The 24,570-nt window shown below is 45.5% G+C and carries 26 protein-coding genes and 2 pseudogenes; 16 read left to right on the top strand and 12 right to left on the bottom strand.

Annotated elements, in window-relative coordinates:
• From Xedl_RS17190 to Xedl_RS17160, 7 genes are all read left to right on the top strand, one after another.
• The coding region (locus Xedl_RS17190) for a DUF2931 family protein (RefSeq protein WP_244149737.1) at nucleotides 1-654 on the top strand (654 nt) is incomplete at its 5' end.
• Entirely contained in the window at nucleotides 648-929 is a 282-nt protein-coding gene (locus Xedl_RS17185; RefSeq protein WP_074024985.1) for a hypothetical protein, read from the top strand. The genes Xedl_RS17190 and Xedl_RS17185, both read left to right, overlap by 7 nt.
• Nucleotides 926-1,636 (top strand): DUF2931 family protein, encoded by a 711-nt coding sequence (locus tag Xedl_RS17180; protein ID WP_074024988.1) that lies wholly within the window; start codon nucleotides 926-928, stop codon nucleotides 1,634-1,636. Before Xedl_RS17185 ends, Xedl_RS17180 begins: the two co-directional genes overlap by 4 nt.
• Nucleotides 1,630-1,908 (top strand): hypothetical protein, encoded by a 279-nt coding sequence (locus Xedl_RS17175; protein WP_074024987.1) that lies wholly within the window; start codon nucleotides 1,630-1,632, stop codon nucleotides 1,906-1,908. The genes Xedl_RS17180 and Xedl_RS17175 overlap by 7 nt, the downstream gene beginning before the upstream one ends.
• On the top strand, nucleotides 1,908-2,612 hold the full coding sequence (locus Xedl_RS17170) for a DUF2931 family protein (protein WP_074024986.1): 705 nt from the start codon (nucleotides 1,908-1,910) through the stop codon (nucleotides 2,610-2,612). Before Xedl_RS17175 ends, Xedl_RS17170 begins: the two co-directional genes overlap by 1 nt.
• The gene (locus Xedl_RS17165; RefSeq protein WP_074024985.1) at nucleotides 2,606-2,887 is read left to right on the top strand and encodes a hypothetical protein; all 282 of its coding nucleotides are present in this window, start codon (nucleotides 2,606-2,608) and stop codon (nucleotides 2,885-2,887) included. Before Xedl_RS17170 ends, Xedl_RS17165 begins: the two co-directional genes overlap by 7 nt.
• Nucleotides 2,884-3,588, top strand: a complete 705-nt coding sequence (locus tag Xedl_RS17160) for a DUF2931 family protein (RefSeq protein ID WP_083600381.1) — start codon at nucleotides 2,884-2,886, stop codon at nucleotides 3,586-3,588. The genes Xedl_RS17165 and Xedl_RS17160 overlap by 4 nt, the downstream gene beginning before the upstream one ends.
• A 178-nt stretch (nucleotides 3,589-3,766) precedes the next feature.
• Here the strand turns inward: Xedl_RS17160 and Xedl_RS17155 are convergent, their stop codons facing one another.
• From Xedl_RS17155 to mreB, 10 genes are all read right to left on the bottom strand, one after another.
• Nucleotides 3,767-4,036 carry a barstar family protein gene (locus Xedl_RS17155; protein ID WP_074024984.1) on the bottom strand — a complete coding sequence of 90 codons (270 nt, stop codon included), beginning with the start codon at nucleotides 4,034-4,036 and terminating at the stop codon, nucleotides 3,767-3,769.
• Between the two features lie 4 nt (nucleotides 4,037-4,040).
• On the bottom strand, nucleotides 4,041-4,454 hold the full coding sequence (locus tag Xedl_RS17150; protein WP_074024983.1) for a ribonuclease domain-containing protein: 414 nt from the start codon (nucleotides 4,452-4,454) through the stop codon (nucleotides 4,041-4,043).
• Nucleotides 4,455-4,493: 39 nt separating this feature from the next.
• Nucleotides 4,494-5,939: a metalloprotease TldD gene (gene tldD, locus Xedl_RS17145; RefSeq protein WP_074024982.1), complete on the bottom strand. Its 1,446-nt coding sequence runs from the start codon at nucleotides 5,937-5,939 to the stop codon at nucleotides 4,494-4,496.
• Between the two features lie 18 nt (nucleotides 5,940-5,957).
• Nucleotides 5,958-6,806 carry a deaminated glutathione amidase gene (nit1, locus tag Xedl_RS17140; protein WP_074024981.1) on the bottom strand — a complete coding sequence of 283 codons (849 nt, stop codon included), beginning with the start codon at nucleotides 6,804-6,806 and terminating at the stop codon, nucleotides 5,958-5,960.
• Nucleotides 6,803-10,615: an AsmA2 domain-containing protein YhdP gene (gene yhdP / locus Xedl_RS17135; RefSeq protein WP_074024980.1), complete on the bottom strand. Its 3,813-nt coding sequence runs from the start codon at nucleotides 10,613-10,615 to the stop codon at nucleotides 6,803-6,805. The genes nit1 and yhdP overlap by 4 nt, the downstream gene beginning before the upstream one ends.
• 93 nt (nucleotides 10,616-10,708) lie before the next feature.
• Nucleotides 10,709-12,178: a ribonuclease G gene (rng, locus tag Xedl_RS17130; protein WP_074024979.1), complete on the bottom strand. Its 1,470-nt coding sequence runs from the start codon at nucleotides 12,176-12,178 to the stop codon at nucleotides 10,709-10,711.
• On the bottom strand, nucleotides 12,175-12,762 hold the full coding sequence (locus Xedl_RS17125; RefSeq protein ID WP_074024978.1) for a Maf family protein: 588 nt from the start codon (nucleotides 12,760-12,762) through the stop codon (nucleotides 12,175-12,177). Before Xedl_RS17125 ends, rng begins: the two co-directional genes overlap by 4 nt.
• A 77-nt stretch (nucleotides 12,763-12,839) precedes the next feature.
• A complete protein-coding gene (gene mreD, locus Xedl_RS17120) occupies nucleotides 12,840-13,328 on the bottom strand; it encodes a rod shape-determining protein MreD (protein WP_074024977.1) in 489 nt (162 codons plus the stop codon).
• Nucleotides 13,325-14,338 carry a rod shape-determining protein MreC gene (gene mreC, locus Xedl_RS17115; RefSeq protein ID WP_074024991.1) on the bottom strand — a complete coding sequence of 338 codons (1,014 nt, stop codon included), beginning with the start codon at nucleotides 14,336-14,338 and terminating at the stop codon, nucleotides 13,325-13,327. Before mreC ends, mreD begins: the two co-directional genes overlap by 4 nt.
• Before the next feature lie 108 nt (nucleotides 14,339-14,446).
• Nucleotides 14,447-15,490, bottom strand: a complete 1,044-nt coding sequence (gene mreB, locus Xedl_RS17110) for a rod shape-determining protein MreB (protein WP_047768715.1) — start codon at nucleotides 15,488-15,490, stop codon at nucleotides 14,447-14,449.
• A gap of 604 nt (nucleotides 15,491-16,094) precedes the next feature.
• On the opposite strand from mreB, the gene acuI reads away from it, so the two are divergent.
• The 9 genes from acuI (at nucleotide 16,095) to fis (ending at nucleotide 23,875) form a co-directional block, all read left to right on the top strand.
• Nucleotides 16,095-17,069 carry an acrylyl-CoA reductase (NADPH) gene (gene acuI / locus Xedl_RS17105; protein ID WP_074024976.1) on the top strand — a complete coding sequence of 325 codons (975 nt, stop codon included), beginning with the start codon at nucleotides 16,095-16,097 and terminating at the stop codon, nucleotides 17,067-17,069.
• Between the two features lie 155 nt (nucleotides 17,070-17,224).
• Nucleotides 17,225-17,677 carry a type II 3-dehydroquinate dehydratase gene (gene aroQ, locus Xedl_RS17100; protein ID WP_074020503.1) on the top strand — a complete coding sequence of 151 codons (453 nt, stop codon included), beginning with the start codon at nucleotides 17,225-17,227 and terminating at the stop codon, nucleotides 17,675-17,677.
• 27 nt (nucleotides 17,678-17,704) lie between these two features.
• A complete protein-coding gene (gene accB / locus Xedl_RS17095; RefSeq protein ID WP_074024975.1) occupies nucleotides 17,705-18,151 on the top strand; it encodes an acetyl-CoA carboxylase biotin carboxyl carrier protein in 447 nt (148 codons plus the stop codon).
• Nucleotides 18,152-18,164: 13 nt separating this feature from the next.
• A complete protein-coding gene (gene accC / locus Xedl_RS17090; RefSeq protein ID WP_074024974.1) occupies nucleotides 18,165-19,514 on the top strand; it encodes an acetyl-CoA carboxylase biotin carboxylase subunit in 1,350 nt (449 codons plus the stop codon).
• Between the two features lie 203 nt (nucleotides 19,515-19,717).
• Entirely contained in the window at nucleotides 19,718-19,960 is a 243-nt protein-coding gene (locus Xedl_RS17085; protein ID WP_074024973.1) for a YhdT family protein, read from the top strand.
• Nucleotides 19,950-21,380, top strand: a complete 1,431-nt coding sequence (gene panF / locus Xedl_RS17080; RefSeq protein WP_074024972.1) for a sodium/pantothenate symporter — start codon at nucleotides 19,950-19,952, stop codon at nucleotides 21,378-21,380. The genes Xedl_RS17085 and panF overlap by 11 nt, the downstream gene beginning before the upstream one ends.
• A gap of 41 nt (nucleotides 21,381-21,421) precedes the next feature.
• Nucleotides 21,422-22,303: a 50S ribosomal protein L11 methyltransferase gene (gene prmA, locus Xedl_RS17075; protein WP_074024971.1), complete on the top strand. Its 882-nt coding sequence runs from the start codon at nucleotides 21,422-21,424 to the stop codon at nucleotides 22,301-22,303.
• A gap of 284 nt (nucleotides 22,304-22,587) precedes the next feature.
• Complete coding sequence (gene dusB / locus Xedl_RS17070) at nucleotides 22,588-23,571, top strand: tRNA dihydrouridine synthase DusB (RefSeq protein ID WP_074024970.1); 984 nt, start codon at nucleotides 22,588-22,590, stop codon at nucleotides 23,569-23,571.
• Between the two features lie 7 nt (nucleotides 23,572-23,578).
• Nucleotides 23,579-23,875 (top strand): DNA-binding transcriptional regulator Fis, encoded by a 297-nt coding sequence (gene fis, locus Xedl_RS17065; protein WP_010847912.1) that lies wholly within the window; start codon nucleotides 23,579-23,581, stop codon nucleotides 23,873-23,875.
• A gap of 204 nt (nucleotides 23,876-24,079) precedes the next feature.
• Here fis and Xedl_RS39370 read toward each other — a convergent pair.
• Nucleotides 24,080-24,227, bottom strand: a pseudogene (locus Xedl_RS39370) (helix-turn-helix domain-containing protein); the annotation flags it as partial.
• A gap of 236 nt (nucleotides 24,228-24,463) precedes the next feature.
• Nucleotides 24,464-24,570 (bottom strand): annotated as a pseudogene (locus Xedl_RS25850) (IS5/IS1182 family transposase); the annotation flags it as partial.

The following is a 24,570-nucleotide window of genomic DNA, read 5'->3' as shown; positions in this document are numbered from 1 at the left end:
TTAACCGCCTGCCAGTCTTATCTGCCCGGAAAACGGGTGGTGACTTATAAACCCATTGTACGCCACAGTGAACCGCTACCTTATGATAAATGGTGGTTTCAAATTTATACACCGAAATATTTCCCTGCCAGTGTCAGCTTCGTTCAGTTTCAGGATGAAGATAACTATATTGTGCAAAAATTTATGAATGATGGTGCTCAATCAAGTATTCAGAGTTTGACCGACTGGAGTAAAGAATTAGGGGGAGGTCCTGGTAGCAGCGTTAAGAACCATGGTGAAGCCTTACCACTTCGGATGATGATTTGTTGGGATTCGGTGATCGATAAAAAATCCTACCAAACAACATTTGACTTTACGCCAGATGTAAGGCAACTGATGCGTGAACCCTATATCGGGCGAAGAGTGAAAGGGCATATATTCTATCGGGATATAATATTTGTTGGTTTAGCACCTGGCGGAGCTGCCCGGGCTTGGTTACGAGGTTATGATAAAAACAACGGTGACAATATCTTAGTTGCCACCGGTGAATCAGTCTCCGGCGATAATATGACGGTATGTCAGGATAAAACAAACTATCCTGATGGCTATGCGGAATATTCCAAACGTATCAAAGACTTTATCAAAGGAAAAAAATACCCCTATGGTGAGTGGTAAACGATCACCGTGAAGTGATTTCAACATCAGAAACCAATCAGAATTATTTATCGTTTCTGATGTTGGAACTGCCACCAATCTTAGCAAAACACATTGAGCAGGGGCGTGCAATCCGGCAAGGCCAGTCAGTCATTCCTTTTAACGAAGAAGAGCTAGCCTTGATCCAGACTAAATATGGTGTGAATGCCGTAGAGTTAATCAGTCTTGTGAACCGCCCTTGTGAAAAATGGCACCGCGCTATATTTGATCTTACCGGTAAGGAAATTTCAAAATGAGAAACAAAAAAGCATTAGTCCTGTTATTGGGTTTAAGCGTGATAGTGGGATTAACCGCCTGCCAGTCCTATCCACCCGGAAAACGGGTGGTGACTTATAAACCCATTGTACGCCACAGTGAACCGCTACCTTATGATAAATGGTGGTTTCAAATTTATACACCGAAATATTTCCCTGCCAGTGTCAGCTTCGTTCAGTTTCAGGATGAAGATAACTATATTGTGCAAAAATTTATGAATGATGGTGCTCAATCAAGTATTCAGAGTTTGACCGACTGGAGTAAAGAATTAGGGGGAGGTCCTGGTAGCAGCGTTAAGAACCATGGTGAAGCCTTACCACTTCGGATGATGATTTGTTGGGATTCTGTGATTGATAAAAAATCCTACCAAACAACATTTGATTTTACACCAGATGTAAGGCAACTGATGCGTGAACCCTATATCGGGCGAAGAGTGAAAGGGCATATATTCTATCGGGATATAATATTTGTTGGTTTAGCACCTGGCGGAGCTGCCCGGGCTTGGTTACGAGGTTATGATAAAAACAACGGCAACAATATCTTGATTGCTACTGGTGAATCAGTTTTCGGCGAAAAGATGACAGTATGTCAGGGAAAAACAAAGCATTCTAGTGGCTATGGAGACGATTACCCAGAATATATCAAAGACTTTATCAAAGGAAAAAAATACCCCTACGGTGAGTGGTAAACGATCACCGTGAAGTGATTTCAACATCAGAAACCAATCAGAATTATTTAGTGTTTCTGATGTTGGAACTGCCACCAATCTTAGCAAAACACTTTGAGCACGGGCGTGCAATCCGGCAAGGCCAGTCATTAACCCCTTTTAGCACAGAAGAGCTAGCCTTGATCCAGACTAAATATGGCGTGAATGCCATAGAGTTAATCAGTTTTGTGAACCGCCCTTGTGAAAAATGGCACCGAGCCATATTTGATATTACTGGTAAGGAAATTTCATAATGAGACACAAAAAAGCATTAGTCCTGTTATTGGGTTTAAGCGTGATAGTGGGATTAACCGCCTGCCAGTCTTATCTGCCCGGAAAACGGGTGGTGACTTATAAACCCATTGTACGCCACAGTGAACCGCTACCTTATGATAAATGGTGGTTTAAAGTGCGTACACCGAAATATTTTCCTGCCAGTGTCAGCTTCGTTCAGTTTCAGGATGAAGATAACTACCTTGTACAAAAATTCATGCCAGATGGAGCTAGTTCAGATTTCGAAAGTGTGAATAGCTGGAATAAACGATTATGGGGAAGTAGTGGTATCCGAAATTATGGTGAAGCCCTGCCCCGTTCATTGACTATATGCTGGGATTCGGTAATTGATAAAAAATCTTATCAGACAACCTTTAAATTTACCTCCGAAGTTTGGCAACTAATGCGCGAGCCTGCTTTTTATCCTGGTTATGAAAAACAACCCCCTGATTACCGGAAGGTTATTTATATCGGTTTAGCGCCAAGTGGTATAGCTCGCGCATGGTTAAACGGCATTGATAAGAATAATGGCGATAATATCTTAATTGCCACCGGTAAATCAGTCTCCGGCGATAATATGACGGTATGTCAGGATAAAACAAACTATCCTGATGGCTATGCGGAATATTCCAAACGTATCAAAGACTTTATCAAAGGAAAAAAATACCCCTATGGTGAGTGGTAAACGATCACCGTGAAGTGATTTCAACATCAGAAACCAATCAGAATTATTTATCGTTTCTGATGTTGGAACTGCCACCAATCTTAGCAAAACACATTGAGCAGGGGCGTGCAATCCGGCAAGGCCAGTCAGTCATTCCTTTTAACGAAGAAGAGCTAGCCTTGATCCAGACTAAATATGGTGTGAATGCCGTAGAGTTAATCAGTCTTGTGAACCGCCCTTGTGAAAAATGGCACCGAGCCATATTTGATCTTACCGGTAAGGAAATTTCAAAATGAGACACAAAAAAGCATTAGTCCTGTTATTGGGTTTAAGTGTGATAGTGGGATTAACCGCCTGCCAGTCTTATCTGCCCGGAAAACGAGTCGTAAATTACAAGCCTATTGTGCGCCACAGTCAGCCGTTGCCTTATGATAAATGGTGGTTTAAGTTACGCACACCGAAATATTTTCCTGCCAGCATCAGCTTTGTCCAATTTCAGGATGAGGATAACTATGTTGTTCAAAAATTTATGCCAGATGGTGCAAACCCAGATTATGAAAGTTTGCATGACTGGAATAAACGTTTAGGGGGGAGTAGTGGTATTCGAAACTATGGTGAAGCTTTACCCCGTTCATTGACTGTTTGTTGGGATTCGGTGATCGATAAAAAATCCTACCAAACAACATTTGACTTTACGCCAGATGTAAGGCAACTGATGCGTGAACCCTATATCGGGCGCAGAGTGAAAGGGCATATATTCTATCGAGATACAATATTTGTTGGATTAGCACCTGGTGGAAATGCCCGAGCTTGGTTACTAGGTTATGATAAAAACAATGGTGATAATATCTTAATTGCTACTGGTGAATCAGTTTTCGGCGAAAAGATGACAGTATGTCAGGGAAAAACAAAGCATTCTAGTGGTTATGGAGACGATTACCCTGAATATATCAAAGACTTTATCAAAGGGAAAAAATACCCCTACGGTGAGTGGTAAACGATCACCGTGAAGTGATTCCAATATCAGAAACCAATATGAATTATTTAGATTTTCTGATGTTGGAATTGGTATCAATCAATGATAACCAAATTTTTCAGGAATGAGTCTAAAAATAGCAAACAAAGCCGCCTGCATCGTCGCAAGCGGCTTAAGGAATATCAACAGAAGAGAAAATTCAATCTATCACATTAAACCGCAATTCCCCTTCCAGCTCCTCTTGGGCTTCTTCGAACAACAATATTAATGCTGCAAAGCGCGTTCTTTTTTGCGGAGTCACGTGGATAAAATTAATCTCAACAGGTAACTGAATATAACCAGTCACTGCATCCCATAGCGCATCCAGGTTAGCACCAAAATCATCCCCAAGATCGAAGCGTTGTTTGAATTCAGCATAGAAAGCGTTCAAATCAGGGAGTTGGCTAAAGTCGAATTCCACCTTTTTCATATCATTACTCTAGTCGGGTAAAACTGTTGTAGTGATCAACCGTCAGATAAATAAAACCATCATTAGAATAAAGCAACCTGTCACTTCCTCTGTGCCCACACCGATAATTTACATCCGCTTCAAACCAGTGACGGCCGGATTTTGTCGGTAATTTATTCTCACGGTTGGAAAATTTATCACCACCAATAGCTCTGCCCGGCAATACTTCACATAAATTACCTGCACGAGCGTTCCAACCAAGGCGACGAGCCTGCTTCTTCGTAATGTAATAATCTGGCAATGTGTGATTCTGGCGCAGGTAGTCCGCAACACGATTTTGTTCAGTCAGAACATCAATTCGTTCTTTCTCTGAGTTGGCAAAAGCGGTATATATGATAGCCAGAGCCAATAATACCGCCGCCAGAATGCTCTTTTTCATGATGACCTCAAGCTATGTGTTCTATTGCTCAAGAAATTATCAGGCTGTTCCACCTACGGTCAGGTTATCCAGTTTCAGAGTTGGTTGCCCAACACCCACTGGTACACTTTGGCCTTCCTTACCGCAGACACCTACACCTTTGTCGAGAGCCAAATCATTTCCAACCATTGAAATTTGCTGCATGGCTTCAATACCCGAACCAATCAAGGTCGCACCTTTTACTGGCTTGGTAATTTTGCCGTTTTCAATCAAATAGGCTTCTGAAGTTGAAAAAACAAATTTACCCGATGTGATATCTACCTGGCCGCCACCAAAATTGGGTGCATACAACCCACGGTCTACACTGGCAATGATTTCTTCTGGTGTAGAATTCCCCGCCAGCATGTAAGTATTGGTCATACGTGGCATCGGCAAGTGTGCATAGGATTCACGGCGACCGTTACCCGTCGGAGCCACGCCCATCAAGCGAGCGTTAAGTTTATCCTGCATGTAGCCTTTCAAAATGCCATTTTCGATCAGGACATTGTATTGCCCCGGAACGCCTTCATCATCAATCGCCAGTGAACCACGGCGCCCTTCAAGTGTGCCGTCATCCACTACGGTACAAAGATCTGAGGCCACTTTTTGCCCAATTTGTCCAGAGAAAACCGAAGTCCCACGGCGGTTAAAGTCCCCTTCCAGACCGTGCCCCACCGCTTCATGCAGCAGAACTCCCGGCCATCCAGCCCCCAATACGACAGGCATAGTGCCCGCAGGCGCGGCAACTGCTGACAAGTTGATCAGTGCCATGCGAACCGCTTCACGAGCAAACTGCTCTGCCAGAATCTGGCCATCTTCGGTGCGCAGGAAATATTCGTAACCATAACGAGCACCGCCACCACTGCCGCCACGCTCACGCTTACCATCTTCTTCCACCAATACACTGACAGAAAGGCGTACCAATGGGCGAATGTCTGCTGCCAATGTCCCGTCCGTCGCCGCCACCAGCACCTGCTCATAAACACCTGTCAGGCTGGCACTCACTTCTTGTACACGGGGATCTTCCGCACGTGCAATGTGATCAACACGATGCAACAAAGCAATTTTTTCTTCACGGCTCATGCTCTGTAAAGGATCGGCAGCCGGATAAAGTGCCTTATGCGTCACGGCACCTAACGTATGCGAAATGCCATTACCCACTTCCCGCACAATGCTACGCGCAGCCTGAGCGCTTTGCTGTAACGCATTCAATGTGATTTGATCTGCGTAAGCAAAACCTGTTTTTTCTCCACTGACTGCGCGAACGCCCACACCTTGATCGATATTATAGGAGCCATCTTTGATGATGCGGTCTTCCAATACCCATGTTTCATGATAACTGGATTGAAAATAGAGATCGGCATAGTCCAGACGCCGTTCCGCCAATTGACTCAGTACCGAAAATAAGTCTTGATGATTCAAATTATTAGCAGCCAGTAAATGCTCACTGACATAAGTTAAACTCATATTGATTACTCTTTTATCTTAATTTGTATTCTTTTTTATCAAAGAAGTCAGTTGTGGACGGAAGCGGTTATGTTTTACCACTTTTATCTGCTCACGCATGTGAGTCAAACTATCCCGACGGATATTAAGCTGTAATGCACTGACGGTCAGAGGATTTTTTTTGATAATTTCTCCCCAGCCACTGACCGCCATTGTGTGTCCCCATGTCCTGCGAGTGCCATGTACACCAACCTGTGCAGGTGCCAAAATAATGCATTGATTCTCGATAGCACGGGCTCTCAGCAAGGGTTCCCAATGCGCCTTACCTGTCAAGCGGGTGAAAGCCGCCGGAACGGAAATAAGCTCGGCCCCCTGTTCACGCAATGCCTGAAAAAGTCCCGGAAAACGCAGATCATAACAGATAGTCATTCCCAGGCGACCAACGGGTGTATCAACAACGGTAATATGTTCCCCACGCTGGTAAATCGTGGATTCATTATAGGCACCGTGTTCATCGTTGATATTGACATCAAACATGTGAATTTTGTCGTAACGAGCCCGAATTTCACCTTGATCATCAAACAGCAAACTACTGCTGGTGATACGAGTGGGATCTTCTCGACTGATAAGCGGCATAGAGCCAATCAATAGCCAAACACCGTAACGTTGTGCTATTTCGCTCACGGCCTGTTGCAATGGCCCACTTCCTTGCGTTTCTGCATGTGCGCGGTAGGTATCAGCATCAGCGAATAACAGGGCATTTGCTGGTGTCAGAACCAGTTTTACTGTCTTTGGTAATTGCTTAATCTGCTGTTCAATTTGCGCTAAATTGTGTTTGACATTCGTTCCACTGCATAATTGTAAAAGAGCAACATTGACGTTTTTCATGGCCCTTTATTCTCCTTAAGCTGACGTAAAACTTCATCAATTTTAGGCTGTTCGAGGCTGCCCGTTAACCGATAACGAATCACCGATATCTTGCTCCATAGCGGCCGCAGAGCTTTTGTCGCGGCAAAAATTGCCGCACCAGCCACCGGATTGACGGCAAAGGCCGTCGCGACGCCCACCGTTGTCGAAATTTCTGGTGTAATGACCAGTGCCATATCGATCTGACGACGAACTAAATCTGTCCGTCCGGTAGCATTAATATCCGCTGCCAATCCATCGATGAGAAAGTTATCGGTATACACGACACCATTTTTTACCGTTGCGTCACCACGAATGGAATCAAAGTTGAAATCATTACTGAATGTATCACTAAAATCCAATTGTAATTTACGCAACAACGCATCAAAACTGATAAACCTGAATAATTGCCCAGCTCTGCCGCCTCCCAATTTGGCGATAGCCCCTTTTTTCATGTCTCCGGTCAGCGTGCCATTCAGTGTTTTGAGATCTGGCTGCCACGGGACATTTTGCCATTTCAAATTGAAATCAAATTTGAAAGGCGCATCCACAATCGGAACGATAAAGCCCAAATAAGCGGCCAGATCATCGAATTTTTTTCCTGATAGTTGCCCTTTGATATGGCTATGGCTTCCGGTGTTGTTTTCATACCAACGACCAGATAATGTCAGGTTTCCGGCGCTGTTTTCCATTTGCCCATTGGTCAAAATCAGAGAATCACCTTCTGGCCTAATCGATCCGGATACTTTACCGAGTTTTAAACCAGCAACCCAGCATTCTGCACATTTGACATCCAATGCAGGCCAACGGTTCAATGCATAATGGGGCACTGGGGCCTTATCTGGCATGAATTTTTTGTCATCATTCGACAAATCTGTCGCAAGCAGAGGATCGTAATAAAGATAATCGATTGATGCCTGCATCGGCTTATTCTTTGCAATCAGAAGGTTGCCACTAATCTCTTTCCCCTTTGCACTCACAGTTATTTCGCCGTTTTGTTGCATGATATTAAATGTGAGCTGATTCCAACGCTGTCCAGCAATATCCAGTGCTGGCAATGCAATTTCAAATACATTTGGCCACAGATAACCCTCTTCTTCCGATGGCTTCCAATGCAAAAGTGCAAACAACGCCAATAATTTTTCACCATCAACGACAGGCAAGTTTAATGCCAACAACGATTTTTTCGGCAGCTCAGGTATCCCATCACGATCTCTATTAAAAATACCCCGCTGCAATTTGGCATGAGCTTCTTCCAGCCTCCACTGGGTATTGAATGCATATCGCTTACCGATTAATCCTTTGATCTGGAGCTGGTTTATATCACCTTCTGCGTTGAGATTAACCTTCTTCCATTCTCTCAGAGATTCGGTGTCCAGTATTGGTAATTTACTGTTCAAGTGTGACAAATCTGCATTAACTGCAATACGATATTTCACATCACTTTTTGTCTCACCAGAAGGTAACGTAACATTGACGTCTCCCTGCCAATTCAGTGTTCCAGATAGTTGGTTACGAATCTCCGCAGGAAGTTCTGGTAATGCCTTTGCCGCCCAATGTGAATTCAGTTTCACATCGACCTGATAATGTTTTGCCGAGTCTTGGGTAGAAAATTTCAGGGACAAGGGATTTCCTAGCCAATTAGCCGATAATGTCTCACTTTTTAAGTTACCATTGTCAAAGCGAAATTTGCCATTGAGATGCGCCATTTCACTATTCAATGGCTTAATGAACAGATGGCTATCTTTCAGCGTCACTTCTCCACTTGCCGCAACTTTCCCATGCTGCAAGGGAATATCCAGATGGAGTTTGCCATCCACCCTGCCACTAAGCTGTAAGTTTTCTAGTGCGCTGCCAATCGTGTCAGCCATCGGGCTGTGGTTAAAATAATCATGAATACTCTTCCCATCGCCAGCGAGTGCAGCGTCAATAAACAGCTTATGCTTGCCGTAATCTGGGATCACTGCTGAAACGTTAGTCGCCTCTACCTTTCCCAAATGCGTTTTCGGTGCCAGCATCCACAAGCCGTTATTCTGGAAATTCAGATCGATATTCAAATCAAACAAAGCCGGCCAATCGGGTTGGTATTGAAAGGTGGCATGGCGCAGCGGTACAAATACCTGAAATTGACCATTGTTCTGTTTAAACGGGAAATCATGAGGGTCACCATGAAAAACCAAGGTCGCATTATCAACCTTTCCCTTAATCAAGGAAGCGGTCAAATAGTCGGTCAGAGATCCCCCCAACAGTGGTCTGGGGAAATAGCGCCAAGCTTCACCCAGATCATTGGCGCGAATTCCCGCTAACAGGGCCAAAACAGGTGGTTTGTTATGGGGTTTTAGGTAATGGAAATTGCCATTGAGCCATAGCGATTTGGCCTGCAAATCCAGCCCCTGACTCCATACTGCCATACCATTTTGATCATTTTTCCAAGATACCTGCCCTTCACTACTGGCGATCTCAAGCGGTGCCTGAAACATATTGCCATAATCAATGGTGCTGTTTTTTAAGGCAAAATTGAGCTTTCCCCACTGTTTATTCCCTTCTAACCTGCCGCTGAAATGGTTGATTGCAGGCAGTTCTTTCCAGCGTGACCAGCTTATATCCCGCCATTTCAGGCGAATTCCCATATCATCGGGATGCGCGGGGGTAATATCGAGGGCAAAATTGTCAATCATCCCCTTGGGCTGTCGATGCTGCCAATCTTTAACGGTATCTGGTGTCACAAAAGAGAGTATCGGTAATATCCCGTTTAAATATTCAAGCTGAATATTTTCGGCACGAATACGCCAGTGATCATTCCCCTGATATTGCGCTGACTGCTTAACATACAGCGTCGTGAGCTGCCCTTCAGGCCATCGTTGCTCATCAGTTTTCAGGCTTGCCAGATTTGGTACTTCAAATAACCAGCCTTCACCCTGGCGACGCATTTGCACCAGGAAGTCATGCACTTCAAGCTGATGTTTTTCATTTCCGATATGCCAATTAGCGCCACCTTGCTTAAGCTGCAAACGTCCACTATCAATCCGCCCGTTTTTTAAGGTAATCCAACTGGCTAAACTGAAATGGGCATTATCCAACCCTGTATTATCCCTTAACCAACGGCTTAACCACAGTCGCATATCGATATCATCGGCCTGCCAATAAACGGCGCCATTATCCAGAATTCCATCACTATCTTTCAGGTCAAGTTTCACCTGAACAATGCCTTCTTGCCCATTAATCGAAGAGAGGCTCACGCTGCCTTGTGCCCGATGACGGTTATCTTTATTCAGCCAGGTTAGCTGCGGTAATAACAAATCCGCTTTTTCACCCGATGGCGTCAAAAAGGTCAATCGGCTGTCATGCAAATCAAACTGATTGAATTGTTCAAGAAACAGGCTAGACAGGCTATCTGGCTGAGAAAATTTATTTTCTCCCTCTTCTCCAAACAAAGGCTTATCGTAATTAACCTGAAGCTGGTAAAAGGACAAATCACGAAAATGCCAGCGCCGTTGTAAAAGTGAACGCCAAACATCCAAAGAAAGTATGACCTTTTTGGCATGAATATCGACATCTGCCGTTTTCGCACTGATATCACGGATTTCCAGACGAGGACCAAAAGATTCCCAATGACCTTTTATGTAGCCAATATTGACAGGAATGTCTGTCACGTCAGCAATTCTTTCGACTAATTGCTGACGATATTCATTGATATGTGGCAGGAAGAAACGCAACCCACTGACAAGCAAAGCCACAATGATAATGACTATTGCGGCTGTCGCTAATAGTATCCCCGGCAGTCGCTTCACGCATTTCTCCTTGGTTGCCAGCGCTACTTCTCTGCCAGCTAGTTTTTTAAAAACTTCTTCTATAGACTCGCTTTTACAAATTAACGGCTTGTGTTACATCATAATGACGTCAAATTGCTCCTGGCTGTAACGCTGTTCTGTCTGCACTTTGACCTGTTTACCGACAAAAATCTCTACCTCGGCCAATGCGTGGGATTCATCCCCTTTCAAGACTTCACTGACGGCTGGCGAGGCATAAACCAGAAAACGATCAGCATTAATTGCGCGATTGACCCGTACAATTTCACGCAAGATTTCATAACAGACGGTTTCGACGGATTTTACCGTGCCACGTCCCTGACACGTTGGGCAATTATCACACAAGATATGTTCGATACTTTCCCGTGTACGCTTGCGCGTCATCTCAACCAAACCCAATTGAGAAAAACCATTGATGGTGGTTTTCACCCTGTCTTTGCTTAATGCCTGTTCCAGGGAAGCTAATACACGGCGACGGTGTTCTTCATTACCCATGTCAATAAAATCAATGATAATGATACCGCCCAAATTACGGAGCCTTAATTGTCGGGCGATTGCCTGTGTTGCTTCGATATTAGTATTAAAGATAGTCTCTTCTAAATTGCGATGCCCGACAAAAGCACCGGTATTAATATCAATTGTCGTCATGGCTTCTGTCTGATCAATGATCAAATAGCCGCCTGACTTTAATTCCACCTTACGTTCCAGCGCCCGCTGAATTTCATTTTCCACGTCGTACAGATCAAATATCGGTTGATTTCCCTGATAATGTTCCAGTTTAGCGTTCATTTCAGGAATATATTCATCAATCAATTCCTGCAATTGGAGAAATGTTTGACGGGAATCGACTCGAATGCGATCAAGGGAAGCACCAACAAAATCACGTAAAACACGCTGCGCCAGTGCTAGTTCACCATATACCTTATTTTTGGTGATATTGCGTTTTTTGCGTTCAATCACTTTACTCCACAGGCGCTTCAAAAATGCGGCATCCTGTGCCAGTTCTTCTTTTCCCACCCCTTCAGCGGCCGTGCGGATAATAAAACCACCATGCTCATCACAATACTCCATGACGATGCTTTTTAGGCGCTCACGCTCTTCTTCGCTCTCTATGCGCTGTGAAACGCCCACATGCGATGCGCCTGGCATAAACACCAAATAACGTGACGGTAAGGTGATATCCGTTGTCAGACGGGCACCTTTTGTCCCCAGAGGATCTTTCACTACCTGAACAAGTAAATCCTGCCCCTGACGCACCAATTCAGCGATGTCCCTGACATGAAAATTCTTTCGCTCTTCGCCAGCAATACATTCCGTGTGGGGCACGATATCCGAAGCATGCAAAAAAGCCGCTTTCTCCAACCCAATATCGACAAAAGCTGCCTGCATACCCGGTAAAACCCGACTCACACGTCCTTTGTAAATGTTGCCGGCAATGCCCCTTTTGGCTTCCCGTTCAATATGAATTTCTTGTAATATACCGCCATCAATATAAGCAACCCGCGTTTCGGATGGTGTTACATTGACTAATAACTCTGCTGTCATGAATACTCCTTCCCATCAGCTAACGCTAAAAATCGTGTGATTAATTCACACGTTTCCACCAGTGGCAAGCCGACAACAGCGTAGTAACTGCCATTAATTTTTCTGACAAAACAACCGCCTTTACCTTGAATGCCATAAGCGCCGGCTTTATCCATTGGCTCCCCAGTTGCAATATATTCCTGTATTTCCCGTTGGGACAACTGGCGGAATATCACATCTGTAATAACTATCTCACTCAAGGTATGTTGATTGTTCGATAAAGCAACAGCCGTCATGACCTGATGGCACTGACCAGACAAAGCGTTAAGCATTTCCGCAGCGTGTTGCTGATTTCGCGGTTTTTCCAAAATTCGATTATTCAATACAACAAGAGTATCAGCTCCCAAAACAGGGTAATCGTGTGGTGCAATGGCGACGCCAGCCTGTGCTTTCTCTCTGGCTAATCGAGTAACGTATTGCTGTGGAGGCTCTCCTTCACGCCATTTTTCTTCAACCTGAGGTGCCAGGATTTCAAAGTTAAAATCCAATAATCCCACCAGCTCACGCCGTCTTGGGGAGCCAGAAGCTAAGTAAATGGTTTTCATCGCGAATAATCCTTAGGAGTCTATCCCATCAGCTATTTTTTGTTATATGCCTTTGCCCTTAAATACTAGAATCCATTTTAACGGACTGAAAATTGACGACGGATTTTCCGCATTAATAAGAAGAGCCAAGGCCAGAGAATACCATTGACCACCCCATTCCAGAACACTTCTGGATGAAAGATGGCCTTGAGTAACAGAGCATGAACCAAAAAAACGCAGAGGTTCATTAGTGTCGAAAGACCGACCATAACCAGGGCTTGCTGCCAAAGCGCCATATTGCGGATAAGCTGGAATTTGAAAGCGACCAGAAAACTGATAATGCTAAATGCCAGAACATGTGCGCCCAAAATACTTCCGTGCAACAGATCCGTAATAATCCCCAATATAAAGCCCGTACCAACGCTGACACGATGGGGAAGCGCAAGCAACCAATAAACTAAGCACAACATCAGTAAGGTAGGCCGAAACATAAAAAACTGCTCCGGCCACGGCATAATTTGTAACACTATCGCAATCAGGAAAGATAACCAAATGACCCAAAGACCTTGGCTATAGTATTGACTCATTGACGATTTCCTGTAGCTGGTAATGACGATTTAGGTGTCGGTTTTTCCGCTGGCGCTTCTGCTGATTTTGGTGCCAGCAACTGCGGTGACTCAGTTGACGGATTTGGCAACACCTGGGGTAACATCTGCATCAAACGTTCATTGGCAGCGCGGTAGACTTCCGAAGGTGGTAATGGTTCAGAGGGATCATTATCCCCCCCCCACAATAGGAGTAAATAGCGCAAGCGCTGCAATTCAGCCAATGGGCGGGCGCGAATTACCGCATGAGCCCGCTGGTTATCAATTTTGACCGAAGAGACTACCGCCACAGGATAACCTTCGGGAAAACGCCCGCCCAACCCCGATGTCACCAATACATCACCTACGCGGATATCAGTATCACTCGGTAAAGGTTCCAGCAAGAGATCATCTGTACACCCTGCTCCACCTGCGATAACACGAATATCATTACGCAATACCTGCACAGGTATGGCATGAGAAGTATCACAAATCAACAAGATCCGGCTGCTCAACTGACTCACGGACGTCACTTGCCCCACGACACCGCGATCACTGATAACCGGCTGTCCCTCGTACACGCCATCTTTCGCCCCTTTATCAATAACTATTTGATCGCGGTATGGATCCATCCCTCCGGAAATCACCTGCGATACCATCATGTGCTCATCATGACGCAAAGGCGATCCCAGCAATTCACGTAAACGGGAGTTTTCTTGTTTTAGTTGCCCCAACAGCAGCAATTTGCTGTCCTGTAAACGCAATTCATTCCGCAGGGTTCGATTTTCCAGCTCCAGATGATTACGGCTGGCAAAAGATTCTGATATACCGTCCAAAAACTGTCGCGGGCCGTTGGCAAGAAAGTAAAAGGGACTCACAGCCGTATCCATGTAGCTACGGACTTTATTGAAAACACCAAGGCGGCTATCTGCCACCATTAAAATAATGGCAACAATGATAGCAAAAAAGAGTCGTAGTTGCAGAGAAGGCCCTCTGCTGAAAATCGGCTTCATAAATGGCGTATTGTCGGGCTGCGTTGTTTCGTAAATGATAAAACTCTGGAACAATCAGCAAGGAGGCGCCAATAAAACACGTTCACCTCCCAGCTCGCAGAGTTACTTTCAGTCTTCGCTGAACAGATCGCCACCATGCATGTCGATCATCTCCAGTGCTTTGCCACCACCACGGGCAACACAGGTCAGGGGATCTTCAGCCACAATGACAGGAATTCCGGTTTCTTCCATCAGTAAACGGTCAAGATTACGCAGCAGCGCACCACCGCCAGTCAGTACCATGCCACGTTCAGAAATATCGGAAGCCAATTCTGGTGGACACTGTTCTAAAGCAACCATAACAGCACTCACAATACCCGTTAATGGTTCTTGCAAGGCTTCAAGAATTTCATTGGAATTCAGTGTAAAGCTACGCGGTACACCTTCGGCAAGGTTACGGCCACGTACTTCAATTTCATGCACTTCATCCGTTGGATAAGCAGAACCAATTCCATGTTTGATGCGCTCTGCTGTTGCTTCCCCAATCAGGGAGCCATAATTGCGACGAACGTAGTTAATGATGGCTTCATCAAAACGGTCACCGCCAATACGTACAGAAGAAGAATAAACAACCCCATTAAGGGAGATAACGGCAACTTCAGTGGTTCCCCCACCAATATCAACGACCATTGAACCCGTTGCTTCGGAAACGGGCAAACCCGCACCGATAGCCGCCGCCATAGGTTCTTCAATTAAAAATACTTCCCGCGCGCCTGCACTTTGGGCAGATTCACGGATGGCACGACGCTCAACTTGCGTCGCCCCGACAGGCACACAGACCAACACGCGCGGACTTGGGCGCATGAAACTGTTATTGTGAACCTGCTTGATAAAATGCTGTAACATTTTTTCGGTAACATAAAAATCAGCAATGACCCCATCCTTCATGGGACGAATTGCGGCGATATTACCCGGAGTACGTCCCAGCATCTGTTTTGCTTCCAGCCCTACTGCTGCGACGCTTTTTGGTGAACCGGCTCTGTCCTGACGAATAGCAACGACAGAGGGTTGATCCAATACTATTCCTTGGCCTTTGACATAAATAAGGGTATTGGCAGTACCCAAGTCAATGGACAAATCGTTGGAAAACATGCCACGAAATTTCTTTAACATAACGAAAGGATAATCCTGCAAGCTGGGGACGGAGATTGTCCGTCTACTCTACCAACCACATGAAGCAGCGACAAGGCGCATAATTAACTACTTTTACTACTTCAATAAAAGTGGCTACGTTATTCATATCAGAAACACGATATTCTACGTTACTTTTCTCTAACGGAGCAGAAAAAAACTGAATAAAAATGAGTTAATTTCACCAATAATTCCATCACAGCCCCTAAAACCACCTAATACACCCAAAAACCAACATTATAGTGCGTATTGGGAGACGACAACCCCAGAGATATTCCCAATCTTTGTAGTTATGTGATGCTGATAAATACGTTATCAAAAGTAATCACCAAATAAAGAAAGTCCCAAGGCGAAATAGTTCATTCATTATAAAAATAATAGGTGAATTTGGCGAGATATCACAACATTGTTGCCTGCCCATTTCAGTACATCAGGTTTTATCTATATTGTAGTAACGCAAAATTGTAGTAACGCAAAATTGTAGTAACGCAAAATTGCAGTGATGCCAAATTGTGGTAATACCAGAACCGTGGTAGCGCTAAACAGGTAATAATGTCAGATAGATATCTATCAAGAGAGGATGATCATGAAAGCTTTATTACTGGAACAACACGAAACATTATCAGCATCTATTCAACATATTGATGCATCTCAATTGCCAGCGGGTAATGTGGTCGTTGATATCCATTGGTCAACACTCAATTACAAAGATGCCCTTGCCATCACCGGCAAAGGGAAGATTATCCGCCAATTTCCGATGGTGCCAGGGATCGATTTTTCTGGTGTTGTTCATCATTCCGAAGATCCCCGTTTTCACGTCGGGCAGCATGTTTTGCTGACTGGCTGGGGCGTGGGGGAAACGCACTGGGGTGGGCTGGCAGAACAAGCGAGAGTCTCTGGTGAGTGGCTGACCCCCCTGCCGCACGCATTAAATACCCGACAAGCGATGATCATCGGCACGGCGGGTTTTACTGCCATGTTATGTGTTATGGCGTTGGAACAAGGGGGCATCACCCCTGACAGCGGAGAAATTGCCGTGACGGGCGCCAGTGGTGGTGTTGGCAGTACGGCAATAACCTTGCTGTCACAACTGGGCTATTCCGTCACTGCGATTAGCAGTAAACTCGATAGTCAAGATTACCTGCTCTCACTGGGAGCAAAAACGGTTTTGCCCGCCAATGACTTCAACCAGCCATCACGTCCATTAGAAAAACAGCGTTGGGCCGGTGTGATAGATACCGTTGGTGGCACCGTATTGGCTACCTTGCTGGCACAAGTGCGTTACAACGGTACAGTAGCCGCCTGTGGTATGGCAAGTGATAGTCAGCTACCCACGAGCGTAATGCCGTTTATTCTGCGTAATGTTCGTTTGCAGGGTGTGGAATCTGTCACTGTTCCCGCGTTGAAACGCCCAGCCATTTGGCAGCGTTTGCAAGCGCTACTGCCAGATTCCTTTTATCAACAAACCGCTAATGAAATTACCTTAGAACAGGTGTCCGAATACGCCAATAAGTTGATAAACAATCAAATTACGGGCAGAACAGTCGTGAAAGTGCGCTGATAAGACCAGTATTTAGCTGCTAAATGCCACGATATGTTTATAATGTCGGGCTTTATCGTCAAATTTACAATTCTAGCTATCAGAAAGAGATGACAAACCGTTAACATCGAGTTATCTTGGTCGATTGTTGACAGATTGCCGGAGATACCCGCACAATGGCAGACAAGTTTCGCATTTTACTCTTGAATGGTCCTAACCTGAACTTGTTGGGAACCCGAGAGCCAGAGACCTACGGCAAGTTAACGCTTGATAACATCGTTAACAGACTGTCAAAAGAAGCTCAGCAATCAGGGGCTGAATTATCCCATCTGCAATCCAACGCAGAATCTGAACTGATTGAGAGAATTCATTCTGCGCGGGGCAATACGGATTTTATTTTAATCAACCCTGCGGCATACACGCATACCAGCGTGGCATTGCGCGACGCACTTCTGGCGGTAGATATCCCATTTATTGAGATCCACCTTTCCAACGTGCATGCCCGCGAGCCATTCCGTCACCACTCATATCTTTCCGATATTGCAGTAGGCGTCATCTGCGGATTGGGAGCGGATGGTTATAGTTTCGCATTACAGGCAGCGGTCAACCGCTTGTCAACATCCAACTAATTGACTTAAAAGTACGGAACCACACTCATGGATATTCGTAAGATAAAAAAATTGATCGAGCTGGTTGAAGAATCTGGCATTTCTGAACTGGAAATTTCTGAAGGTGAAGAATCAGTACGCATCAGCCGGACAACAACAGCTACGGCAATGCCTATGACCCAGCAATATATTTCTGCGCCTGTTCAGCAGCCAGTGCAGGCCGCTGCGCCAGTCGCCGCGGATAAACCTGCTGAAATTAGCGGTCATACAGTTCGCTCCCCAATGGTGGGTACGTTCTACCGTTCACCCAGCCCAGATGCGAAACCTTTCATTGAAGTCGGCCAGCATGTTAATCAGGGCGAAACCCTGTGCATCGTTGAAGCGATGAAAATGATGAACCAGATCGAAGCTGACAAAACGGGCGTAGTGAAAGCGATTCTGGCTCAAGACGGTCAACCTGTTGAATTCGACGAGCCACTGGTCGTCATCGAATAACGAGGCGCACCCCATGCTTGAAAAAATTGTCATTGCTAACCGCGGTGAAATTGCACTGCGTATCCTGAGAGCCTGTAAGGAACTTGGGATCAAAACCGTGGCTGTGCACTCTGCGGCAGACCGTGACCTGAAGCACGTCCTGCTGGCGGATGAAACCGTCTGCATCGGTCCAGCCGCCTCAGCAAAAAGTTACCTGAATATTCCTGCCATTATCTCTGCGGCAGAAATCACCTGCGCACAGGCAATCCATCCGGGTTATGGCTTCCTGTCTGAAAACGCCGACTTTGCCGAGCAGGTCGAGCGTTCTGGCTTTATTTTCATTGGCCCGAAAGCGGATACCATCCGTTTGATGGGAGATAAGGTTTCCGCTATCAGCGCCATGAAAAAAGCGGGCGTCCCTTGCGTCCCTGGCTCTGATGGCCCATTGGGTAACGATGCCGAGAAAAACAAAACCATTGCAAATCGCATCGGCTATCCGGTGATTATCAAAGCATCGGGCGGCGGCGGCGGTCGTGGTATGCGCGTTGTACGCAGCGACAAAGATCTGGAACAATCCATCGCCATGACCCGTGCAGAAGCCAAGGCAGCTTTCAACAACGACATGGTATACATGGAAAAATTCCTTGAAAACCCACGTCACGTTGAAATTCAGGTTTTGGCTGATGGTCAGGGCAATGCACTCTATCTGGCTGAACGTGACTGCTCCATGCAGCGCCGTCACCAGAAAGTGGTGGAAGAAGCGCCAGCACCAGGTATTTCTCCAGAACTGCGCCGCAGCATCGGTGAACGTTGTGCCAATGCCTGCATTGAAATCGGCTATCGCGGAGCGGGTACATTTGAGTTTCTGTACGAAAACGGTGAATTCTACTTTATTGAGATGAATACCCGTATTCAGGTTGAACATCCAGTGACTGAAATGATCACTGGCATTGACTTGATTAAGGAACAGCTACGTATCGCTTCTGGTTTACCACTGTCTATCAAACAGGAAGAGGTCGAAATCAAAGGCCATGCGATCGAATGCCGTATCAATGCAGAAGATCCGAAAACCTTCCTGCCAAGTCCGGGCAAGATCACCCATTTCCACTCACCAGGTGGATTTGGCGTGCGTTGGGAATCCCATATCTATGCGGGATATACCGTGCCGCCTTACTATGATTCCATGATCGGTAAACTGATCACTTACGGCGAAACCCGTGAAGTGGCAATTGCGCGTATGAAGAACGCACTGGCTGAGTTGATCATTGATGGCATCAAGACCAATATCGATCTGCAACTGGCAATCATGAGTGACGAGAACTTCCAGCAAGGCGGAACCAATATCCACTATCTGGAGAAGAAACTAGGCTTACATGATAAGTAAGGTTTTTCTGACGCTTATTTAACGTTTGTTGCTTTGCATGAAATCCCATCTTTTATCGGTGGGATTTTTTTATGTCTTATCGAAAATTGAGACAGTATTTTGATTTTATTCCAATTTCCACGACACATTTTCTCCTGAATAAATCTACGCATTACCGTACAATTCCCCCATATTTTGTTTCATATAAATTACCCGGAGAACGAATGGACGGACGATTTGTTCAATCCAATAAAGAAGCACGCTGGGCGATATTCCTAACGCTGGCTTATCTTGTTGGCTGGCTGCTGTGCGCCTATTTACCCAGTGATGCCATCGGCTTAACTGGCTTGCCTCGCTGGTTTGAACTGGCTTGCCTGCTGCTACCTGCCTTATTTATCATCCTCTGCTACTTGATGGTGAAGTTTATATTCAAAGATATTCCGCTGGAGGATAGTGATGCAAAGTGAAGTCATTCTGCCTCTTGTCGGATATCTGGCATTAGTGTTCATACTCTCAATCTATGCTTATCGCCGCCGACAAACAGGTGAATTCCTCAGTGAGTATTTTCTCGGCAACCGTTCTATGGGGGGTTTTGTACTGGCAATGACCATTACCGCAACTTATATCAGTGCCAGCTCATTTATTGGTGGCCCTGGTGCCGCTTATAAGTATGGTATCGGTTGGGTATTGTTATCACTGATCCAACTGCCGGCGATATGGCTCTCGCTTAGCGTATTGGGGAAAAAATTTGCTATCCTCGCCCGCCGTTACAATGCGGTCACCCTCAATGACATGCTATATGCACGTTATCAGAGCCGCTTTCTGGTCTGGTTTGCCAGTATAAGCCTGCTGGTCGCCTTTGTTGGTGCCATGACAGTACAATTCATTGGCGGTGCTCGTTTACTGGAGACAGCGGCGGGCATCCCTTACGATACCGGGTTATTGATTTTTGGTGTTTCCATTGCCCTCTATACCGCATTTGGCGGTTTTAGGGCCAGCGTCCTCAATGATGCCTTACAGGGGCTGGTTATGCTGCTGGGAACCGCGTTATTACTGGCAGGCATTATCTATAAAGCCGGCGGGCTGTCAGCCGCGGTTACGACACTGCGTACCATTGACCCAAACCTGATTTCTCCTTACGGTGCCGATAATATCCTTACAGGTCCATTTATGGCCTCTTTCTGGGTATTGGTCTGCTTTGGTGTCGTTGGGCTACCACACACTGCGGTGCGCTGTATCTCGTATAAAGACAGTAAAGCCGTTCACCGTGGTATTGTGCTTGGCACGATCGTGATGGCCTTCCTGATGTTCGGCATGCACCTTGCTGGTGCCCTTGGCCGAGCTATCATTCCTGATCTGACGATCCCCGATCAAGTGATCCCAACCTTAATGATCACGGTACTGCCTCCTGTTGCTGCTGGCATTTTTCTGGCTGCACCCATGGCTGCGATTATGTCCACCATTAACGCCCAACTGCTGCAATCTTCGGCTACTATCGTCAAAGATCTCTATTTAAACCTGTTTCCACACCAGATCAGCCAAGAGAAAAAACTGTCACGTATCTCCAGTTATTCCACTCTATTTCTAGGGGCATTACTGCTGCTGGCAGCCTGGCGCCCACCTGAGATGATTATCTGGCTGAACTTGCTGGCATTTGGGGGATTGCAGGCCGTTTTCCTTTGGCCACTGGTTCTGGGATTATATTGGGAAAAAGCCAATGCCCAAGGAGCGATCGGCTCAATGCTGACCGGTGCGGCAAGTTATACCATGCTGGCAACTTTCAACATCCAGCTTCTTGGTTTTCATCCTATCGTGCCATCGCTATTGCTGAGTTTATTGGCATTTTGGATAGGGAACAAATTCAGCGTGATTTGCTCTAAACGATGATATTTCACACAATAACGTGATTCACAAAACGAGAATTTTTTATGCCTTGGATACAATTAAGATTAAACACCACGGGACAACAAGCGGAGGCGTTAGGCGATGAGCTGATGGAAAGTGGCGCCGTATCAGTCACCTTTCAGGATAGCCACGATACGCCTATTTTTGAGCCTCTGCCGGGCGAAACCCGTTTATGGGGTGATACCGATGTTATCGGCCTGTATGACGCTGAAATGGATATGAAAGCGGTTGTCAGCCAATTGGAACAACTGCCACAACTGGGCAAGGGCTTTATCCACAAAATTGAACAACTGGAAGATAAAGATTGGGAGCGTGAGTGGATGGATAACTTCCACCCTATGCGCTTCGGTAAACGTCTGTGGATCTGCCCTAGCTGGCGCGAAGTGCCCGAACCAGACGCTGTCAATGTGATGCTTGACCCTGGTCTGGCCTTCGGGACAGGTACTCACCCAACGACCTCCCTTTGCCTGCAATGGCTGGATGGCCTTGACCTGACCGGTAAAACGGTCATCGACTTTGGTTGTGGCTCAGGCATATTGGCTATCGCCGCCCTGAAACTAGGTGCAAAACACGCCATCGGTATTGATATCGACCCACAAGCCATTCAAGCCAGCCGGGATAACGCCGAACGCAATGGGGTATCTGACCAATTAACCCTCTATCTATCTAAAGATCAACCTAAAGACCTCGAATGCGATATCGTGATTGCCAATATTCTGGCGGGTCCTCTGCGCGAACTGGCCCCTGTCATCGGCTCACTGCCTAAATCTGGTGGATTATTGGGCTTATCCGGTGTTCTGGCCAGTCAGGCTGAAGGGGTAGCCCAAGCCTATGACAATGAATTCATTATTGATCCAATAGTTGAACAAGAAGAATGGTGTCGCATCACAGGGATTAAAAAATAATCACCTGATGCCTATTGAAAAGCGAGATTATCCACTAAAATGATCTCCCAGGAGGTCAATTGGTGGTAATCCGCTCTATTTATGATGAGAAATATCAGTAATAACAAATTTCAGTAATAAAATGTAACTATTTGTTATTTAACAGTAATAAACCAAATTTAAAAAAATCAACTGGAAAAAATCCGGTATAAATGTCGATTCGCTCAAAGTTTGGCCTTTCATATCTTGTGAAAAATGCGTAATATACGCGCCCTTAGTCACAGTTGACCACTCTTTCTTCGTCTATGCGTATCGGACAATACCAGTTGAAAAACTGTCTTATTGCAGCCCCTATGGCAGGCATAACAGATCGCCCGTTTCGATCTCTTTGCTACCAGATGGGAGCAGGAATGACAGTCTCAGAAATGCTTTCTTCCAATCCCCAGGTTTGGAAGACGGATAAATCGCGTCTGCGTATGGTTCATAGCGACGAACCCGGAGTGCGTTCTGTACAAATAGCCGGTAGTGATCCCGATGAAATGGCGGCGGCGGCGAAAATTAACGTCGCCAATGGCGCTCAGATCATCGATATCAATATGGGGTGCCCAGCTAAGAAGGTGAATCGTAAGCTGGCAGGCTCTGCATTACTGCGCTATCCGCAACTGGTTGAAAAAATCCTTTCTGCGGTAGTCAATGCAGTTGATGTGCCTGTCACTTTGAAGATCCGCACAGGATGGTCACCGGAAGAACGTAACTGTGTAGAAATTGCCCAATTGGCCGAACGTTGTGGCATTCAGGCTCTTACGATACATGGCAGGACACGAGCTTGCCTGTTTAATGGTGAGGCCGAGTACGACAATATTCGGACAGTTAAGCAGACTGTTGCCATTCCAATTATTGCCAATGGCGACATTACTGACCCGCTAAAAGCCAGAGCAGTGCTTGAATACACTGGGGCTGATGCCCTGATGATAGGCCGCGCTGCTCAGGGAAGACCCTGGATCTTTCGGGAAATCCAGCATTATCTGGAAACAGGAGAATTGCTGCCACCGATGCCTCTTGGCGAAGTGCAGCGCTTCATGAGCGAGCATGTACGAGAACTGCATGATTTTTACGGTCAAGGCAAAGGAGTTCGTATTGCACGCAAGCATGTATCTTGGTATCTCAAGGAACATGCCCCTGATGACCAGTTTCGGCGCACATTCAACGCCATAGAGGATGCCAGCGAACAGCTGGAGGCGTTGAAGGCATACTTCGAAAATTTTTGCGTAAATAAAGAAAAGAGCTGACAGAACTATGTTCGAACAACGCGTAAATTCTGATGTACTAACCGTTGCTACTGTAAATTCACAAGATCAGGTAACTCAAAAACCTCTGCGTGATTCAGTTAAACAAGCACTGAAGAACTATTTTGCTCAACTGAACGGTCAAGACGTTAATGACCTGTATGAGCTGGTACTGGCTGAAGTAGAACAGCCACTGTTGGACATGGTGATGCAATACACCCGTGGCAACCAGACTCGCGCAGCACTGATGATGGGAATCAACCGTGGTACCCTGCGTAAGAAACTGAAAAAATACGGCATGAACTGATCCTAGTTTTAGATCATGTTGTTAAATCGGCACTTTTTACTATGTAGAAAGTGCCTTTTTACTTAGAATTACCCCACCGATTACCCCACCGAAAAATCCTCAGCACAAAAACTCACAGAACAACATGAGTACTAAAGAAAAATAAGAATTGGATGTGTTATAGAGGTCAGTACACCAAACGTTCCAACCTTGTGAAAAATTACGATGTATTTCGAGATAATTAGCGATGATCCATTCCGCCTTTCGGCCACGGACGACTGAGAGTATTTGCCAGTGTAGATGAATCCAAGGCTGCAAAACCTTGATCATTGGATTTTGCCAATGGCGGGGCTACCTTAACTGATTGGTTTATCTGGTTCAATAAGCAAACCAGTATAAACGCTTAACTTTTTGCAGTAATAACTCAACATTCAAATCATTAATGCATATAATAACCACCAGAAATCAAAATTAACTTTCTTTAAATAGATAACGTTATGATGAGTTATTTTCAAACAAAATATCTATTAAAAAAGTTCAAACCGGAATTAATCACTATGAGAAAAATGTGGAAATTATTAGGGTCTGTTGATGTTTTAAGGTCATAATTCATTCAACCCACATGGGCAACCAGACAATGATAAACGCCAGAGCCAACATACTGGCGTAATTCCGTTCAAGCTTATCGTATCTTGTTGCTATTGCACGAAAATGTT

This window comes from Xenorhabdus eapokensis (assembly GCF_001908105.1).
Note: the sequence above shows the minus strand (reverse complement) of the source record. Positions and strands in the feature narration are given on the sequence as shown.

Bases quoted from the DNA above. Each gene is read 5' to 3' on its own strand.
- Xedl_RS17180 (WP_074024988.1), top strand. From the start codon at position 926: ATGAGAAACAAAAAAGCATTAGTCCTGTTATTGGGTTTAAGCGTGATA.
- Xedl_RS17170 (WP_074024986.1), top strand. From the start codon at position 1,908: ATGAGACACAAAAAAGCATTAGTCCTGTTATTGGGTTTAAGCGTGATA.
- Xedl_RS17160 (WP_083600381.1), top strand. From the start codon at position 2,884: ATGAGACACAAAAAAGCATTAGTCCTGTTATTGGGTTTAAGTGTGATA.
- Xedl_RS17155 (WP_074024984.1), bottom strand. From the start codon at position 4,036: ATGAAAAAGGTGGAATTCGACTTTAGCCAACTCCCTGATTTGAACGCT.
- Xedl_RS17150 (WP_074024983.1), bottom strand. From the start codon at position 4,454: ATGAAAAAGAGCATTCTGGCGGCGGTATTATTGGCTCTGGCTATCATA.
- tldD (WP_074024982.1), bottom strand. From the start codon at position 5,939: ATGAGTTTAACTTATGTCAGTGAGCATTTACTGGCTGCTAATAATTTG.
- nit1 (WP_074024981.1), bottom strand. From the start codon at position 6,806: ATGAAAAACGTCAATGTTGCTCTTTTACAATTATGCAGTGGAACGAAT.
- rng (WP_074024979.1), bottom strand. From the start codon at position 12,178: ATGACAGCAGAGTTATTAGTCAATGTAACACCATCCGAAACGCGGGTT.
- Xedl_RS17125 (WP_074024978.1), bottom strand. From the start codon at position 12,762: ATGAAAACCATTTACTTAGCTTCTGGCTCCCCAAGACGGCGTGAGCTG.
- mreD (WP_074024977.1), bottom strand. From the start codon at position 13,328: ATGAGTCAATACTATAGCCAAGGTCTTTGGGTCATTTGGTTATCTTTC.
- mreC (WP_074024991.1), bottom strand. From the start codon at position 14,338: ATGAAGCCGATTTTCAGCAGAGGGCCTTCTCTGCAACTACGACTCTTT.
- mreB (WP_047768715.1), bottom strand. From the start codon at position 15,490: ATGTTAAAGAAATTTCGTGGCATGTTTTCCAACGATTTGTCCATTGAC.
- acuI (WP_074024976.1), top strand. From the start codon at position 16,095: ATGAAAGCTTTATTACTGGAACAACACGAAACATTATCAGCATCTATT.
- aroQ (WP_074020503.1), top strand. From the start codon at position 17,225: ATGGCAGACAAGTTTCGCATTTTACTCTTGAATGGTCCTAACCTGAAC.
- accB (WP_074024975.1), top strand. From the start codon at position 17,705: ATGGATATTCGTAAGATAAAAAAATTGATCGAGCTGGTTGAAGAATCT.
- accC (WP_074024974.1), top strand. From the start codon at position 18,165: ATGCTTGAAAAAATTGTCATTGCTAACCGCGGTGAAATTGCACTGCGT.
- Xedl_RS17085 (WP_074024973.1), top strand. From the start codon at position 19,718: ATGGACGGACGATTTGTTCAATCCAATAAAGAAGCACGCTGGGCGATA.
- panF (WP_074024972.1), top strand. From the start codon at position 19,950: ATGCAAAGTGAAGTCATTCTGCCTCTTGTCGGATATCTGGCATTAGTG.
- prmA (WP_074024971.1), top strand. From the start codon at position 21,422: ATGCCTTGGATACAATTAAGATTAAACACCACGGGACAACAAGCGGAG.
- dusB (WP_074024970.1), top strand. From the start codon at position 22,588: ATGCGTATCGGACAATACCAGTTGAAAAACTGTCTTATTGCAGCCCCT.
- fis (WP_010847912.1), top strand. From the start codon at position 23,579: ATGTTCGAACAACGCGTAAATTCTGATGTACTAACCGTTGCTACTGTA.